A 13,773-nucleotide genomic window follows, 5' to 3' on the forward strand; every position below is an offset into this window, starting at 1 on the left:
CGGTCGACCCCTGCAACCTGCAGCTGCTCTACCAGGGCCGCAGCCCCAGCTCCAACGGCGTCGACTACGGTCTCCTGCCCTACCGCCCGGGCCTGCTCACCCTGCAGCGCTAAGGCATGACACAGGTCCGCCCCCCACGCCCTGACGGGTGAGGGTGGACCTGAAACGGGCGGGCTCGGCTTCACGCCGAGCCCGCCTCGGTTTTTCGCCGGTCGGATCGAGCGAACCTGGACTGCCGGCGCGCCTGCCTTGATCAGCGGCAGGTGAGTCAGTCGTCGAACTCGAAACCGTTCGCCTTGGCGGCGGCCACGAGCCGCCGCATGCGGTCGGCGTCTGTCGCTGTGGCGGCCATCCGCGTGCCGAGTTCCTCCAGCGCGCCGCGGTCCTTTCCGTACGCGCAGAACATGTCACCTTCGGGGTCGTACGAGAAGCGGCCTTTCAGGGCGGGAGCCTCGGTGCCGACGAGCACCTGCGCGACGCCCTCCCAGAAGTACCCGTTCGGCTCATGGCCGAGCTCTTCGATCACGCCGTCGACCCGTGTGGTTCCCGCGTCCAGCAACAGCGAGTACTTTCCCGGGGTCGACTCGATCAGCCTCAGTGGATGCACCGGCGCATGCTGCCACTGTCGATCCCCAGCCGCAAGGGGCTCCGGGGCCGCCGCCGGGACTACTCGGCGTAGGGCTGGTCCTGTCCCTGGGCGCTGTAACCGAGGCTCCAGATGTAGCCGTCCGGGTCGGCGAAGGTGCCGCCGTACCCGCCCCATGGCAGCGCGCCGGCGGGCTTGAGGATCGTGGCGCCGGCCTTCTCGGCCTCTGCCATGATCTCGTCGACCCGCGCCTCGCTGCGCACGACGTAGGTGAGGACAAGCCCGCCGAAGCCGCTGCCGTCCCGGCTCGTTCCGACCATGTCGGCCAGGCCGTCACGGCCGTAGAAGCCGACAGGCGAAGCGCCGTCCGACTCGAAGAACACCGAGACGCCGTAGTCGTTCTTGATCTTCCAGCCGAGCCCCTCGGTGTAGAACCGCTTGGCCCGGTCCATGTCACGGACAGCGAGAAGGATCGAGCTGACGTGCGCTTTCATGCCTTGGCTCCTTTGTGCTTCAGGGGTCGTGCTCATGAAGCTCACGCTACGAGCGGCTCCGGGCCCGGCGCTTCTCGATTCGTGACCGATGTCAGGGGAGCCGGCTTGACCATCTGATTGCGGCCGCCACCGGCAGGTGGTCGCTGCCGGTGGCCGGCAGCACCCACGAGCTCTTCGGCTCCACGCCGCGGATCAGGATGTGGTCGATCCGCACCAGCGGGAACCTCGCCGGCCAGCTGAAGCCGAAGCCGTCCCCGGCCGCGTCCTGGGCCGAGCGCAGCCGCGAGGTGATGCCGGCGAACACGCGGTCGTCCATGCTGCCGTTCAGGTCGCCGAGCAGCACCACCCGCTCGTTCCGCTCGGCGGCGACGGCCCTGCCGAGCGCCCGCGCGCCTCTGTCCCGCTGATCCGTCGAGAAGCCCGCCCTGGGATTCACCCGTACGGACCCCAGGTGGGCCACGTACACCGCCAGCGGACCCCGGCCCGTGGCCACCGTGGTACGCAGCGCGCGGTCGTAGGTCATCTTGACGTCGGCCGCTATGGTGTCCGCCAGCGGCCCCGCGTCCATTTCGATGTCGACCGGCTTCGTGTCCGACAGCGGCAGCTTGCTCCACAGCCCGACCGTGCTCTTCACCGTGTGGTACGGGTACGCCTTCGCCAGTTCCTTCTCGTACGTGCCCCGGGCCTGCGGGGTCAGCTCCACCAGGGCCAGCACGTCCGCCCCGAAGGCGGCCAGATCGCGGGCGGTGCGGGCAGGGTCGGGATTGCCGGCGCCGACGTTGTGGCAGGCCACGGTGAGGTAGCCGCCCGGGTGGGACCTCTCGCCGAGCAGCCCGCCGAAGAGGTTCAGCCACACCATGACCGGCAGCAGCAGCGCGGCCATGGCGGAGGCGGAGCGGCGCAGCAGCGCCCCGGCCAGCAGCACCGGGATGAACAGGCCGAACCACGGCAGGAAGGTCTCCACCAGGCTGCCGAGGTTCCCGATCCGGTTCGGGATCTGCGCGTGCAGCAGCATGAACAGGCCCAGCAGCAGCGCCAGCGTCGCGAGCACCGGGCCGCGCTTCCAGGGGCCCGGCCGGGAGGCGGCGCGAATCGCCCGGCGGACGCGCCCGCGCCGGGTCCCGGAGCCGATATCCCGGCGGCCCTGTCCGGTCTCCGCCGTGTCCACCAATGTCATCGTCTGTCCTCGCTCTGCAGGTCACTGGCCGCATCCCCGGGTCCTGGGTGGGGCCGGCATGCATGCGCGGACAAGGCTTCGGCCGGTTCATCTCGCCCTGCTTGTCGAGGGCGACACCGATTCCAGTTCTTCGGGTCCCATCCACTGTCGGCCGGCGGTATCCCCAGCTCATCCGCGCCGTGTCATGGTTGTGTCACGGTCCCCGCCGACGGTGGCCGCCAGGCCGTCACCGCTTGTCCAGGAAAGCCCTGATGCACTCGGCCGCGGCCCAGAACGCGCGCCGGGCCTGCCACAGCGGTCCGAGCCCGCTGTGGTGGGCCACGGCGTTCTGGATGATGAGCGCGTCCAGGCGTTCGGAGCGCGCCATGGCCGAGGCCGTCGACCCCTGGGTGCGGTAGAGCACCATGTGATTCAGGACGCTGTCCGCCGGGCGGGTCGCCCCGCCGCCGTGATCTGGTCGTGCAGGTCCTTGAGGGCGGCGATGTAGATCTCCGAGAAGGTGGGGAACGGCTGGATGGTGTCGCGCAGCACGTCGAGGGGGATCCGGGCGCGAATGGCCACGGTCGCCTGCTGCAGCCACTCGCCCGCCTCGGGCCCGAGAGCGTACGCGCCCGTGAGCACGCGGCCGTCGCTGAGCAGCGTCAGGAATCCGTTGGCTTCGGCGTACGCACGGGTGTAGGTGGCGGTCCTGGCCACTTCGGAGATCGGGACGGTGGCGCTGAACCGCGCCTGGACCTCGCCGACCGACGCGGCGTGCGGGTCGGTGTAGACGACGCGGGGCACAGCCGTGTAGTCGGCCTCGCGGGGTGTGCCTAGGATGTTGTCGGCGACGACGTCGCCCTGATACTTGCCGACGTGCGTGAGCATCCACAGGCCGGTGGCGTCGCCCACGACCCAGAGGTTCTCGGCGGCGCGCAGGTGGCGATCGACGGGGATGCCGTGGACGTCGGCGCTCACGCCGACCGTCTCCAGACCGATGTCGTGCGCGCGTGGGCGCCGCCCGGCGGCGACGAGCAGTTTGTCGCCGCGCAGCTCCTGACCGTCGTCGAGGGTGAGGACGTAGTTCTCGCCGTCGTGCCGGGCGCCGACGGCCTGCGGGCCGAGCACGAGCTCGACGCCGTCGCGGCGCAGGACCTCGCCGAGTGCCTCGCCCAGTGGTGCGGGTTCGTGTGGCAGCACGTGGCGGCTCCGCGCGGTCAGGACCACCTCGCCGCCCAGCCGCCGTACCGCCTGGGCCAGCTCCACGCCGACGGGACCGCCACCGAGTACGACGAGCAGCCGCGGGACCGCCTTCAGGCCGGTCGCCTCGCGGTTGGTCCAGATGCCCGTCAGCTCCCGCAGGCCCGGCACGGGCGGGATGACGGGGGAGGAGCCGGTGGCGATGACGACGTGCTCGGCGGTGTGCCGGGCGCCGTTCACCTCCACGACACCCGGTCCGGCGAGCCGGCCGCTGCCGCGCAGCAGCTTGATGCCGTTGGTGGCCAGCCACCGTTCCTGGCCCGCGTCGGAGTAGCCGGACACCATGAAATCCCGCCAGGCCAGGGCCCGCTCGACGTCGACCTCGGCGGTGGCCTCCGCCTCTCGTGCGCCGTGCACGGCCTCGCCGGGGCGCAACAGCGTCTTGGACGGGATGCAGGCCCAGTACGAGCACTCCCCGCCGACCAGTTCCCGCTCCACCAGTGCGACGCGCAACCCGCCCTCGGCCAGGGCGCCGGCACAGTGCTCCCCGGGCGAGCCGCCGCCGATCACGATGACGTCATAGTCGGTGTTCATCTCTGCGTCTCCTGCTCGTGTGATGATCCTCGGGCGGCGCCGGGGAGGTCGCTGACCGACCTCCCCGGCACAGGCCCGCGTGAGCTGTCACCAGTTCTGATCGGCGGCGCGAACCAACATCTCGTTGACGGCCACTCGCCGGTCTCGCGTGACGATGTAGCCGATGGCGTCCGCGACGTCCTCCGGCCGCAGCGCTTCGATACCGTTGAGCCGCTGGCGGGCCGCGTCCCGGGTGGTGTCGCTGAGGTGGTCCCATAGCTCGGTGTCCACAGCACCGGGCTGCACCACGCTGACCCGGACGCCTTCGCCGCGCAGCTCCTGGCGAAGCGATTCGGTGAAGGCGTTCAGGCCGGATTTGGTCAGGCTGTAGACGCTGCTTTCGGGCCGGGCGACGCGCCCGGCCGCCGAGCTGACGTTCACCAGATCCGCGACCTGCCGTGGGGAGGTCGACGCCGCGTAGATCAGGTGCGGTACGGCGGTGTGCGTGACGTGCAACAACGCCGCCACGTTGAGCGAGATCATCCGATCCCACTCCTCGATGGTGGTGTGCAGAGCCGTGTCGAGGAGCATGATGCCGGCGTTGTTGACCAGGATGTCCAGTCGGCCGTACCAGTCGAGCGTGTTCTGCACCGCCGCATCGGCGCATTCGGGATCGGTGATGTCGGCCGTGACGGCGACTGCCCGACCGCCCAGCTTCGCGATGTCGGCCGCGACCTGGTCGAGGCGGTCGCGGCGGCGGGCGACCAAGGCGACCGCCGCACCCTCGCGGGCGAGGCGGCGCGCGGTCGCGGCGCCGATGCCACTGCTGGCGCCGGTGACGAGCGCGACGGCTCCGTTCAGCGGATGATCGGGCATGGCCCGGCTCCTGTACCAACGGAGACATCGGTACGCCGTAAGCGGCGGCGCCGGGGTCGGTCCGCGTGCTGTCGACGGCCGACGCGGTAGTCGGCCTCGGTCACGACGGCAGCTCGATTCCGGCCTGCTCGCGCACCATGTAGTCGGCATACCAGTCCGGCCACTCCGGGTCTTCGGCACCGGTGCGCGCCTCGTGCTCGCCGTGCGCGGCCGCGGCGCGGCGCAGCGCCGCCGCGAGGTCCGAGGCCGAGGTGAACGTGGTGACGAACGGGTCCAGCCGTCCCGGGAGCCGGGTGGTGACCTCCTGCAGCACCCAGCCGTTGCCGTCGGGGTCGCTGAACGACAGGAACGAGCCGTAGCTTCCGCGCTGCGGATCAGCGCCGGGCACCCGGGCGTCGGTCCCGGCGTGGTGGAAGACGCCGCCGGCGTCGTGGAACACCTCGCTCGGGTCGGCACCGAGCCGCTTGAGCTCGTCGTACGCGGCGGTGATGTCGTCGACGACCAGGTGCAGGCCCTGAGCGGAACCAGGGGCCTGGGAGGTGACCGACGTGCCGAAGATGACCGACGCCGGTGAGCCCGGCGGGGTCACCTGCACCACCCTGAAGTCCTCGCCGGTGGCGATGTCGGCATCCAGCCGCCAGCCCAGCCCCTTGTAGAACTCCTTGGCCCGGTCGACGTCCGCGACCGGTACCACGACCACTTCGAGTTTCATGTCCATGACCTGCGCCCTCCTGCGCTCGCACCCAAGGTCGACACGACGAGAGTCGCGCAGCGGGCTACTGGCGGACACCAGGGAGTTCCACTGGTGGGCCGGGGCCAGGGGGTCACCCGTGCCTGGGGCGCCGGGGCTCGTGCAGGTCAGGGGCCACCGGCACGGGCTCGCGACATCGACCCTGGCGGTGGGAAGGCCAGGGTGTTCCACGGGCGCGCGAGACGCCGCGATTCCCCGATCTTTTGTGGAGGGAATTTCCGCCACCGAAAGGACACATGGTGAACAGAACCGTCTCGCGACCGGCGATATGCATCTCGTTGGCCCTCTTGTGTTTGGGCACCCTACCGCCGGCGAACGCCGCGTCAACCGGCCCGTCGCGCGAAACCATCGCCTCCACGACCGCACCGGTGCCGGGAGGATACGAATCGTGGGACGCCCTGTGGAAGGCCCAGAAAGATCTGGTGGGCCAAGCCGATGAAATCCGAAAGGTCGCGCGGCGCGGCGCCCGCTTCGTGCCCGGCTATGCCGACATCACCCTCGACAACGAGCACCGCAGGGTCGACCTGTACTGGAAGGGCGAGCCGCCTGCCGACGTTCGCGCGGCCGTGGCGTCGGCGAAGGTCCGCGTGCAGCTGCACACCGCTGCGTACGACTTCAACGAACTCCAGACCGCGGCGCGAGTGGTGATGGGAGGAAGATTCACCGCGACATCGCTCTCGAACGGCCGGGCGCTCGACACGCGGGACATCGTCGAGGTCGGCCCCTCCGCGGGCGGCTCCGGCCTCACCATCACCCACTTCGATCCGTCCACGACGAGGGACGCGTCGAGTGCGACGATAGAGGTGAGCGCGGGCGGCGTCAGCGTACGGGCGAACGTCGTCGGCACCGCTGAGCGGCCCAGTACGACCAACTACTTCCGGCAGGCCGTGCCGGTCCGCGGCGGCCGGGTCTTCATCGCCAACAGCTCGCTGTGCTCGACCGCGTTCGTCGTACAGGACCCGGCCGGAGCCCTGCGAACCCTGACCGCCGCTCACTGCGTTCGCAAGGGGCAGTACGTCGACACCTACAACGGCCAGGCGTTCGGCGTCGCGAACAACTCGAACTCGATCCAGGACGTCGCCATCTTCGACAACTCAAGGTATTACACCGGTGTCACTTACACCCGACAGGTCGAGCAGGGCGCCGGCATGGACACGGACGACCGAGTGACCGCTGCGCTGACCACAGGTGCCTACCAACCGTACGTCGGGCAGTGGATCTGCATCAGCCCAGGGCTTTCGGGTGGTTCGTGCGGAATCCAGATCACCGCGAGCGGAGTCTGGTACGAGGACCCGAGTGCCGGTCGGACGATCGGGCCGGTCTTCAAGGGCTGGAGCAACACCGAGAACGTCGTGGGCAGCGGAGACAGCGGAGGTCCTGTCTTCGACAGCATCTCGCCAGAGCTCCACATCACGGCACTGGGCGTGATCTCGGGTCGATACGGGGCCACATCGACGCAGTGCAAGTCCTACGCGAACGGCAGATCGTGCAGTCACGGCGTTTTATTCGTCGGTATCGAGGACGCGTACCGCGCGCTCGGCATCCGCGTCTGGTGACATTCCACTGATGCGTGCCGACATGCGCGCCGGCCGCAGCGGCCGGGCCGGCCGGGATGTGGCAACGGGCATAGTGCGCCTCCTCCGGAGGTTGCTTTCGGACATCGATGTACTCTTCGACAACCGGCAAAAGCAACGTGACCTGGTCATTTCCGGGTGACGGAGGAGGCGGGAGCCCATGTCACACCAGACCGAGGCGGACAGGGTGCTGCGTTCGTTGGGCGGGGCGTGCCTCGAGCACGACCCGGATGTTCTGCGATCCGTGCTGGACCGGGTCGGTGACAAGTGGAGCCTGATCCTCATCGGGCTGCTCGGCAAGGGGCCGATGCGCTTCACCGAGTTGCTGCGGACGGCGCCCGGCATCTCCCGCCGCATGCTGACGCTGACCCTGCGCGGCCTGGAGCGTGACGGGCTCGTCAAACGCCTGATCTATCCGGAGATCCCGCCCCGGGTCGAGTACGAGGTCACCCCGTTCGGACGCAGCCTGTCCGAGCCCGTCCTGGCGCTCACCCGGTGGGCGGCCGACAACCAGGAGACGATCCGCACCAACCGCCGCGCCTTCGACGAGGCGGCCGGCCTCGATATCGACGATCTCGACTGAGACCTCGTCGGTCCACTTCATGTGACCTCGGTTCAATTGAAGTTACCGATCACCGGCGTGTACCCAGGTATGCGGAAGTCGCTCAGACGGCCTGTTCCAGGCCGTCGGCACACGTACGGGAGTTGATCGGTATGTCTGGCATGCCGGGACAGCCGCATGTTGCCCGCGAAGGGCACTGCCGAGGCGGCCGATCTCTCCCGTCACCCCTGTGGAGTTGAAGGGACCCTGAAATGATCCGTATCGGCATCATCCTCGGCAGCACCCGCCCCGGTCGCAACGGCGAGCAGGTGGCGCAGTGGGTGCTGGAGCACGCATCCCGGCGTACGGACGCCGTATTCGAGCTGGTGGACCTGCTGGACTACCCGCTCCCGCATCTGGACGAGCCCATGCCGCCGGCCTATGGGCAGTACAAGAACGAGCACACCAAGACGTGGGCCGCCAAGATCGCCTCTTTCGACGGCTTCGTCATGGTGACGCCCGAATACAACCACTCCACCTCGGGTGTGCTGAAGAACGCCATCGACTATCTGTACGCCGAGTGGAACCACAAGGCCTTCGGCATCGTGTCCTACGGGAGCGTCGGCGGCGCCCGGGCGGCGGAGCACCTGCGGCTGATCGCCGGCGAGCTCAAGCTCGCCGACGTGCGCACCAACGTCGCCCTGTCCCTGTTCACCGACTTCCACGACTTCAGCAAGCTCGCAGCCGGTGAGCGCCAGGCGGCGGCCCTCACGACCATGCTCGACGAGGTCGTCGCCTGGAGCCGTGCCCTGGCCCCGCTGCGCCAGGCGGCCTGACCCCGAGCCGGCCGGGGCCGCCCCGCACGCCCCGGCCGGCGAGGCGGCCCCCGCGCCCCACACCTCACCTTGCGAGCAGGAGGAACCATGACCGTCGGCAGGATCGAACACCCACGCTTCGAGCTGGGGCTCAACTCGTTCGGGGAGGTGGCGACGGACGGCGGGCGCGTGCTCGAGGACGCCGAGACCGTGCGCCTGCTCGTGGAGGAGGCCCGGCTGGCCGAGGCGGTGGGGCTGGACGTCTTCAGCGTGGGAGAGCACTACCGGGAGGGGCACAACGACTCCGCGACCCCGGTGCTGCTCGCCGCGATCGCCACCGCCACCCGGCGCATCGGGCTCGGCACGTCCGTGACCGTGTTGAGCACGAACGACCCGGTCCGGCTGTACCAGGAGTTCTCCACCCTCGACGCGGTGTCCGGCGGCCGGGCCCGGATCGTGCTGGGCCGCGCCTCCGCGACGGAGTCGTTCCCGCTGTTCGGTTACGACCTGGCCGACTACGAGCGGCTGTTCGAGGAGAAACTCGACCTCTTCCTGCGGCTCGAACGCGAGGAACAGGTGACCTGGTCCGGGACGGTGCGTCCGCCGCTCACGGGGCAGCGGCTGCACCCCCGCATGCGGCCGGGCGGCATCCCCACCTGGATCGGCGTGGGCGGCAGCCCGGACTCCGTGGTGCGCGCCGCCCGTCACGGTCTGCCCCTCATGATGGCCGTCATCGGCGGACGGCCCCAGCGTTTCGCCAGGAACGTCCAGTTGTACCTCACAGCGCTGGAGCGCTTCGGTCATCCCGAGCTGCCGATCGGGCAGCACTCGCTCGGCCTCGTCGCCGACAGCGACGAAGAGGCCGTCGAGACGTGGTGGCGGTACTGGCGGCCCGTCGTCGAGGATCTCGCGGCCGAGCGCGGCTTCTACGCGCCCGATCGGGAGCGGTACGAAGCCGAGGTCGAGGACGGCGCGCTCTTCGTGGGATCGCCCGAGACGGTCGCCCGCAAGATCGTCAGGGTGGCCCGCGATCTCCGCCTGAGCCGTTTCGATCTCAAGTACGACATCACGCACCTTCCTCGCGACGCCCGTGCTCGCACGATCGAGCTGCTGGGTCGCGAGGTCGCCCCGCGCGTACGCGAGCTGCTCGCGGCCGACACGGTCCACGCGTGACCCATCGACGACTTGGAGCGACCATGAAACCAGGCGACGTCCTTACCATCGGCATCCTCGGCGCCGGCAAGGTCGGCACCGTCCTGGCCCGCCTCGCTGTGGCGGCCGGCTACCGCGTCCTGATAGCGGGCTCCGGGGAGGCCGCGCGCATCTCTCTCATCGTCGAGGTCGTCACGCCCGGAGCGGCCGCGGTGACCGCGGTGGAGGCCGCGTCCGGGGCGGATGTCGTGGTGCTGGCCCTGCCCCTCGGCAAACATCGCAACGTTCCCGCCGAAGCGCTGCGGGGCAAGCTGGTGCTCGACGCGATGAACTACTGGCAGGACGTGGACGGGGTCCGGGACGACCTCACCGACCCGCGCACATCCTCCAGCGAGATCGTCCAGGCGTTCCTGCCGCACGCGCGGGTCGTCAAGGCCTTCAACCACATGGGCTACCACGACCTGGAAGAGAGCGCCCGTCCCGCCGGCGCTCCGGGCCGCCGCGCGATCGCCGTCGCCGGCGACGACCCGGAGGACGTCGAGGTCGTCGCCTCGATCGTGAACAGGCTCGGCTTCGAGCCGGTGATCGCCGGCCCGCTCGCCGAGGGCGTCCGCATGGAGCCGGGCACGGAGCCGTTCGGCGCGAACGTGGACGCGACCGAGCTGGGCGCCATGCTCGATCGTTTCCCCGAGTCGCGGCGCGGTCGCGAGGTGCTCCGCGCACGAGGCGGAGTGACGTCATCGTCCTGCCCGGCGCTCTGATCCTGCAAGGCAGTGGATGCCCGTCCGGTGGCCCGGTGATGCGGGGGCGTCAGCCCCCAGCGGCGACCCGGGAGACGTGGTACTGAAGGATGCGCCAGCCGTTGTCGTCACGGCGCAGGACGAGCGACATGTGCACCTTCGCCTCCCACCCCGTCGGATCGCTGAACGTGACGTCGGCGAAGCCGCCGGCGACTCGCTCACCGACGGTGTAGGTGTGCAGGACGGTCACCTCGGCGCGCCGGTCGTCCGGCACTGCCTCGTAGTACGCCCGTACGGCGTCCTGTCCGGCCACGACCGCCGGCCCGAACCCCTGGAAGAGCGCGTCCTCGGTGAACAGTTCCGCCATCGCGCCGGGCCGGTGGCCGTCGAAGGCGGCCTTCCAGCGGCCGAGGACGTCGTGCATCGGATGGCTCATCGCCTTGCTTTCCTCCTTCGTTCGGTGAGCGGAGTCACGGCTCAGAGGTGAGATGCGAGCCGTCGCAGGATCCGGACGGCGGGTCCGGGGGTGGCATGGTGGTGGCCGGTGCCGGCCCACAGGTTGATCCGCTCCGGATCCCGGGCGGCTGTCGCGGCCCGGCGCAATGGGCTGGTCAGGTGGTGCAGTGCGGGATAGCCGAAGGGCGCGAGATCGCCGTAGCGGTCGATGAATCGGTTGGGCAGGGCCCGTGCGGGCCTGCCGGTGAAGGCCCTGGTGACCACCGTTCCCCGGCTGGCCGCGCCCGCCAGCGCCTCCTTGTGGGCGAGCGACGCCCCCGACTCGTCGGCACGTAGCAGAACGGTGCCGACCATGGCCGCCGCGGCACCGGACCGCAGCGCCTGGACCATGTCGGCGGGGGTGGCCAGCCCGCCCGCACCTATGAGAGGCAGGGACACGCTGGCCGCCACCTCGCCCAGCAACCAGGGGAGCGGCACGTCGGCGGGGCTCCGCCGGGGCGTGAACGTGCCCGAGTGGCCGCCCGCGGCCGAGGCCTGCACGATCAGCATGTCGGCCCCGGCCTCGGCGGCCTGAAGAGCCTCCGCGGGTGAGGTGACGGTCTGGATGACGAGTGTGCCGGCGGCGCGCAGCGACCTGACGACCGCCGGGTGCGGAACGGCGAAGGTGAAGCTGACGACGGGAACCGGACGGGACAGCAACAGCTCGATCTTGTCGGACCAGTGGTCGTCGTCCTCGACGGCCTCCGCGGAGAGGAGGTCGAGGCCGTATGCCCGGCCCTCGGGGGCGATCGCGCGGGCGTAGCGCCGGAACTCCGCCGGATCGACCGGCAGCGGGTTCGGTGCGAAGAGGTTCACCCCGAACGGGACGCCGCCGGCGCGTACCTGGTCGATCTGCTCGGCCAGCGCGCCGGCGTCCTTGTACCCGCCGGCCAGGAAGCCCATGCCACCCGCCCGCGCCGCCGCGATGACCAAGGCGGGTGTGCTCGGCCCGCCGGCCATCGGCGCGGCCAGGACGGGGGCGCTCACCCCGAGGGCGGTCAGTGCCGCGTTCACAGGAGTCAGTGCCCTGCGGTCTGGCCGCCGTCGACGGGCAGGATCGCGCCGGTGACGAAGGGGGCGGTCTCCAGGTAGAGCACCGCGTCGGTGATGTCGCCGATCTCGCCCATGCGACCCATCGGATGCAGTGCGGCCAGTGCCTCGTGGTGCTCCTCGGGATGCATGGGAGTCTTGATCGTGCCCAGGGCCACCGCGTTCGCGCGGATGCCGCGGGTGGCGTACTCGATGGCCAGCGCCTTGGTGGCGGCCTGCAGCCCGCCCTTGGACAATGAGGCCAGCACGGAGGGCACGGCCGAGTTGGGGTGCTCGACCAGGCTGGTCGTTATCTGCACGAGGTGCCCGCCACCCTGCCGCAGCATCTGCTCGATCGCGAGCTGGGTGATGCGGAAGAAGCCGCTGACGTTCACGCCCATCACCGCGTCGTAGTCGTCCTGGGTGAAGTCGGTGAACGGCTTGGCGATGAAGATCCCCGCGTTGTTGACGAGCGTGTCGATGCGGCCGAACCGTTCCACGCCGGCCGCGATGACCTGTTCGGCGGTGGCGCGGTCGGAGATGTCCCCCTGGACGGTCAGGACCTCGGGGTCCTGCGACGGGGCGATGCCGCGTGAGGTGGCGACGACGGCGTAGCCCAGTTTGCGGTAACCGGTGACGAGCCCGGCTCCGATGCCCTGCGACGCGCCGGTGATGACGGCGACCTTCCGGCCCTGGTTGCTCATGCTGGCCCCTTCTCTGATCGGCGCGATGGTTCAGGCGGTCTTGGCGAGACGGTCGGCGTCGATGACGGCGCGCGCGAAGCCCCGCGGATCCTCCTGGGGAACGTTGTGCCCGACATCGAGCACCCGGTGGTCGTAGGCGCCGGTGAACTTGGCGCGGTAGGCCGACCCGTCTCCCGCCGGGGTGAACGGGTCGTACCTGCCGTCGATGGTGATCGTGGGTACGGAGACGGCCGGGGCCTGCTGCAGGACGCGTTCGAGTGCGGTGTACCGGGGCTCGCTCGGCTTCAGGCCCAATCGCCAACGGTAGTTGCCGATGACGATGGAGACGTAGTCGGGGTTGTCGAACGCGGCCGCGGTGCGATCGTAGGTCTCGGTGGAGAAGTCCCACGTCGGGGAGTTGAACTTCCAGACGAACAGGCCGAGGTCGTACCGGTACCGGGTCAGGCCTGCCACGCCCCGCTCGGTGGTGAAGTAGTACTGGTACCACCAGGCGTTCTCCGCCATCGGCGCCAGTGGCTTGAGGTTGGCGGCCAGGTTGGTGATCAGGTAGCCGGTGACCGACACCAGCGCCCTGCACCGGTGCGGCCACAGGGCGGCGATGATGTCGCCGGTCCGCGACCCCCAGTCATAGCCGGCCAGGATGGGCTCGCGGATGCGCAGGGCGTCCATCAGGGCGATGACGTCGAGCGCGAAGGCGGCCTGGTCGACATCGCGCGGTGTGTCGGCGGACAGGAAGGTGGTCGTGCCGTATCCCCTGAAATAGGGCACGATCACCCGGTAGCCCGCCGCCGCGAGCAGCGGCGCCACCTCGGCATAGCTGTGGATGTCGTAGGGGAAGCCGTGCATGAGAATCACCGGGCGGCCGTCCGCTGGTCCGGCCTCGACGTACCCGACGTTCAACACGCCGGCCTTGATCTGTTTCACCGGGCCGAAGGACCCGCTGGTCCCAGCCGCGGTACTGCTCTGAGGTCGTTCGACGCGGCCGAGCTGAGCGAGCGCCGCGGTTCCCGCGGCCATGCTCAGGAAGCGCCGTCGATCTGGCGTGAAGTCCATCAGTGATCTCCTTGGTCGTGTTCGCGGTGTCCGG

17 protein-coding genes are annotated in these 13,773 nt (G+C 70.1%); 6 read left to right on the top strand and 11 right to left on the bottom strand.

Annotated elements, in window-relative coordinates; all coding sequences use genetic code 11:
* Window positions 1–113 (top strand): non-reducing end alpha-L-arabinofuranosidase family hydrolase (locus Mam01_RS37905; protein WP_507762930.1); only part of this gene is annotated, 113 nt, incomplete at its 5' end.
* Between the two features lie 155 nt (window positions 114–268).
* Here Mam01_RS37905 and Mam01_RS13495 read toward each other — a convergent pair.
* The 7 genes from Mam01_RS13495 to Mam01_RS13525 form a co-directional block, all read right to left on the bottom strand.
* Window positions 269–607 (bottom strand): Imm51 family immunity protein, encoded by a 339-nt coding sequence (locus Mam01_RS13495; protein WP_239101280.1) that lies wholly within the window; start codon window positions 605–607, stop codon window positions 269–271.
* A gap of 59 nt (window positions 608–666) precedes the next feature.
* A complete protein-coding gene (locus Mam01_RS13500) occupies window positions 667–1,080 on the bottom strand; it encodes a VOC family protein (protein ID WP_204285702.1) in 414 nt (137 codons plus the stop codon).
* A gap of 91 nt (window positions 1,081–1,171) precedes the next feature.
* Entirely contained in the window at window positions 1,172–2,257 is a 1,086-nt protein-coding gene (locus Mam01_RS13505) for an endonuclease/exonuclease/phosphatase family protein (protein WP_204285703.1), read from the bottom strand.
* 226 nt (window positions 2,258–2,483) lie between these two features.
* Window positions 2,484–2,663 (bottom strand): hypothetical protein, encoded by a 180-nt coding sequence (locus tag Mam01_RS13510; RefSeq protein ID WP_204285704.1) that lies wholly within the window; start codon window positions 2,661–2,663, stop codon window positions 2,484–2,486.
* 5 nt (window positions 2,664–2,668) lie between these two features.
* Complete coding sequence (locus Mam01_RS13515) at window positions 2,669–4,030, bottom strand: dihydrolipoyl dehydrogenase family protein (RefSeq protein WP_204285705.1); 1,362 nt, start codon at window positions 4,028–4,030, stop codon at window positions 2,669–2,671.
* Between the two features lie 87 nt (window positions 4,031–4,117).
* Window positions 4,118–4,885: an SDR family NAD(P)-dependent oxidoreductase gene (locus tag Mam01_RS13520; RefSeq protein WP_150935608.1), complete on the bottom strand. Its 768-nt coding sequence runs from the start codon at window positions 4,883–4,885 to the stop codon at window positions 4,118–4,120.
* A gap of 100 nt (window positions 4,886–4,985) precedes the next feature.
* On the bottom strand, window positions 4,986–5,603 hold the full coding sequence (locus Mam01_RS13525) for a VOC family protein (protein WP_204285706.1): 618 nt from the start codon (window positions 5,601–5,603) through the stop codon (window positions 4,986–4,988).
* 269 nt (window positions 5,604–5,872) lie between these two features.
* Here Mam01_RS13525 and Mam01_RS13530 point away from each other — a divergent pair, with 269 nt between their 5' ends.
* The 5 genes from Mam01_RS13530 (at window position 5,873) to Mam01_RS13550 (ending at window position 10,479) form a co-directional block, all read left to right on the top strand.
* Window positions 5,873–7,192 (top strand): chymotrypsin family serine protease, encoded by a 1,320-nt coding sequence (locus Mam01_RS13530; RefSeq protein WP_204285707.1) that lies wholly within the window; start codon window positions 5,873–5,875, stop codon window positions 7,190–7,192.
* A 178-nt stretch (window positions 7,193–7,370) separates the two neighbouring features.
* Window positions 7,371–7,793 (top strand): winged helix-turn-helix transcriptional regulator, encoded by a 423-nt coding sequence (locus tag Mam01_RS13535; RefSeq protein WP_204285708.1) that lies wholly within the window; start codon window positions 7,371–7,373, stop codon window positions 7,791–7,793.
* Between the two features lie 230 nt (window positions 7,794–8,023).
* On the top strand, window positions 8,024–8,587 hold the full coding sequence (locus Mam01_RS13540) for an NADPH-dependent FMN reductase (protein WP_204285709.1): 564 nt from the start codon (window positions 8,024–8,026) through the stop codon (window positions 8,585–8,587).
* Window positions 8,588–8,674: 87 nt separating this feature from the next.
* Window positions 8,675–9,739: an LLM class flavin-dependent oxidoreductase gene (locus tag Mam01_RS13545; protein WP_204285710.1), complete on the top strand. Its 1,065-nt coding sequence runs from the start codon at window positions 8,675–8,677 to the stop codon at window positions 9,737–9,739.
* Between the two features lie 23 nt (window positions 9,740–9,762).
* Window positions 9,763–10,479 (top strand): NADPH-dependent F420 reductase, encoded by a 717-nt coding sequence (locus Mam01_RS13550; RefSeq protein ID WP_204285711.1) that lies wholly within the window; start codon window positions 9,763–9,765, stop codon window positions 10,477–10,479.
* 49 nt (window positions 10,480–10,528) lie between these two features.
* Here the strand turns inward: Mam01_RS13550 and Mam01_RS13555 are convergent, their stop codons facing one another.
* From Mam01_RS13555 to Mam01_RS13570, 4 genes are read right to left on the bottom strand one after another with little or no spacing between them, the layout of a single operon-like run.
* Window positions 10,529–10,894, bottom strand: a complete 366-nt coding sequence (locus Mam01_RS13555; RefSeq protein WP_204285712.1) for an SgcJ/EcaC family oxidoreductase — start codon at window positions 10,892–10,894, stop codon at window positions 10,529–10,531.
* Between the two features lie 41 nt (window positions 10,895–10,935).
* On the bottom strand, window positions 10,936–11,967 hold the full coding sequence (locus tag Mam01_RS13560) for an NAD(P)H-dependent flavin oxidoreductase (RefSeq protein WP_239101281.1): 1,032 nt from the start codon (window positions 11,965–11,967) through the stop codon (window positions 10,936–10,938).
* 5 nt (window positions 11,968–11,972) lie between these two features.
* Window positions 11,973–12,686, bottom strand: a complete 714-nt coding sequence (locus Mam01_RS13565) for an SDR family NAD(P)-dependent oxidoreductase (RefSeq protein WP_204285713.1) — start codon at window positions 12,684–12,686, stop codon at window positions 11,973–11,975.
* Window positions 12,687–12,716: 30 nt separating this feature from the next.
* Window positions 12,717–13,739 carry an alpha/beta fold hydrolase gene (locus Mam01_RS13570; RefSeq protein ID WP_204285714.1) on the bottom strand — a complete coding sequence of 341 codons (1,023 nt, stop codon included), beginning with the start codon at window positions 13,737–13,739 and terminating at the stop codon, window positions 12,717–12,719.
* Window positions 13,740–13,773 lie beyond the last annotated feature (34 nt).

The sequence above is a fragment of the Microbispora amethystogenes genome (assembly GCF_016863015.1).
In the GTDB taxonomy this organism is placed as follows: domain Bacteria; phylum Actinomycetota; class Actinomycetes; order Streptosporangiales; family Streptosporangiaceae; genus Microbispora; species Microbispora amethystogenes.

Bases quoted from the DNA above. Each gene is read 5' to 3' on its own strand.
- Mam01_RS13500 (WP_204285702.1), bottom strand. From the start codon at position 1,080: ATGAAAGCGCACGTCAGCTCGATCCTTCTCGCTGTCCGTGACATGGAC.
- Mam01_RS13505 (WP_204285703.1), bottom strand. From the start codon at position 2,257: ATGACATTGGTGGACACGGCGGAGACCGGACAGGGCCGCCGGGATATC.
- Mam01_RS13510 (WP_204285704.1), bottom strand. From the start codon at position 2,663: ATGGTGCTCTACCGCACCCAGGGGTCGACGGCCTCGGCCATGGCGCGC.
- Mam01_RS13515 (WP_204285705.1), bottom strand. From the start codon at position 4,030: ATGAACACCGACTATGACGTCATCGTGATCGGCGGCGGCTCGCCCGGG.
- Mam01_RS13520 (WP_150935608.1), bottom strand. From the start codon at position 4,885: ATGCCCGATCATCCGCTGAACGGAGCCGTCGCGCTCGTCACCGGCGCC.
- Mam01_RS13525 (WP_204285706.1), bottom strand. From the start codon at position 5,603: ATGGACATGAAACTCGAAGTGGTCGTGGTACCGGTCGCGGACGTCGAC.
- Mam01_RS13530 (WP_204285707.1), top strand. From the start codon at position 5,873: ATGGTGAACAGAACCGTCTCGCGACCGGCGATATGCATCTCGTTGGCC.
- Mam01_RS13535 (WP_204285708.1), top strand. From the start codon at position 7,371: ATGTCACACCAGACCGAGGCGGACAGGGTGCTGCGTTCGTTGGGCGGG.
- Mam01_RS13540 (WP_204285709.1), top strand. From the start codon at position 8,024: ATGATCCGTATCGGCATCATCCTCGGCAGCACCCGCCCCGGTCGCAAC.
- Mam01_RS13545 (WP_204285710.1), top strand. From the start codon at position 8,675: ATGACCGTCGGCAGGATCGAACACCCACGCTTCGAGCTGGGGCTCAAC.
- Mam01_RS13550 (WP_204285711.1), top strand. From the start codon at position 9,763: ATGAAACCAGGCGACGTCCTTACCATCGGCATCCTCGGCGCCGGCAAG.
- Mam01_RS13555 (WP_204285712.1), bottom strand. From the start codon at position 10,894: ATGAGCCATCCGATGCACGACGTCCTCGGCCGCTGGAAGGCCGCCTTC.
- Mam01_RS13565 (WP_204285713.1), bottom strand. From the start codon at position 12,686: ATGAGCAACCAGGGCCGGAAGGTCGCCGTCATCACCGGCGCGTCGCAG.
- Mam01_RS13570 (WP_204285714.1), bottom strand. From the start codon at position 13,739: ATGGACTTCACGCCAGATCGACGGCGCTTCCTGAGCATGGCCGCGGGA.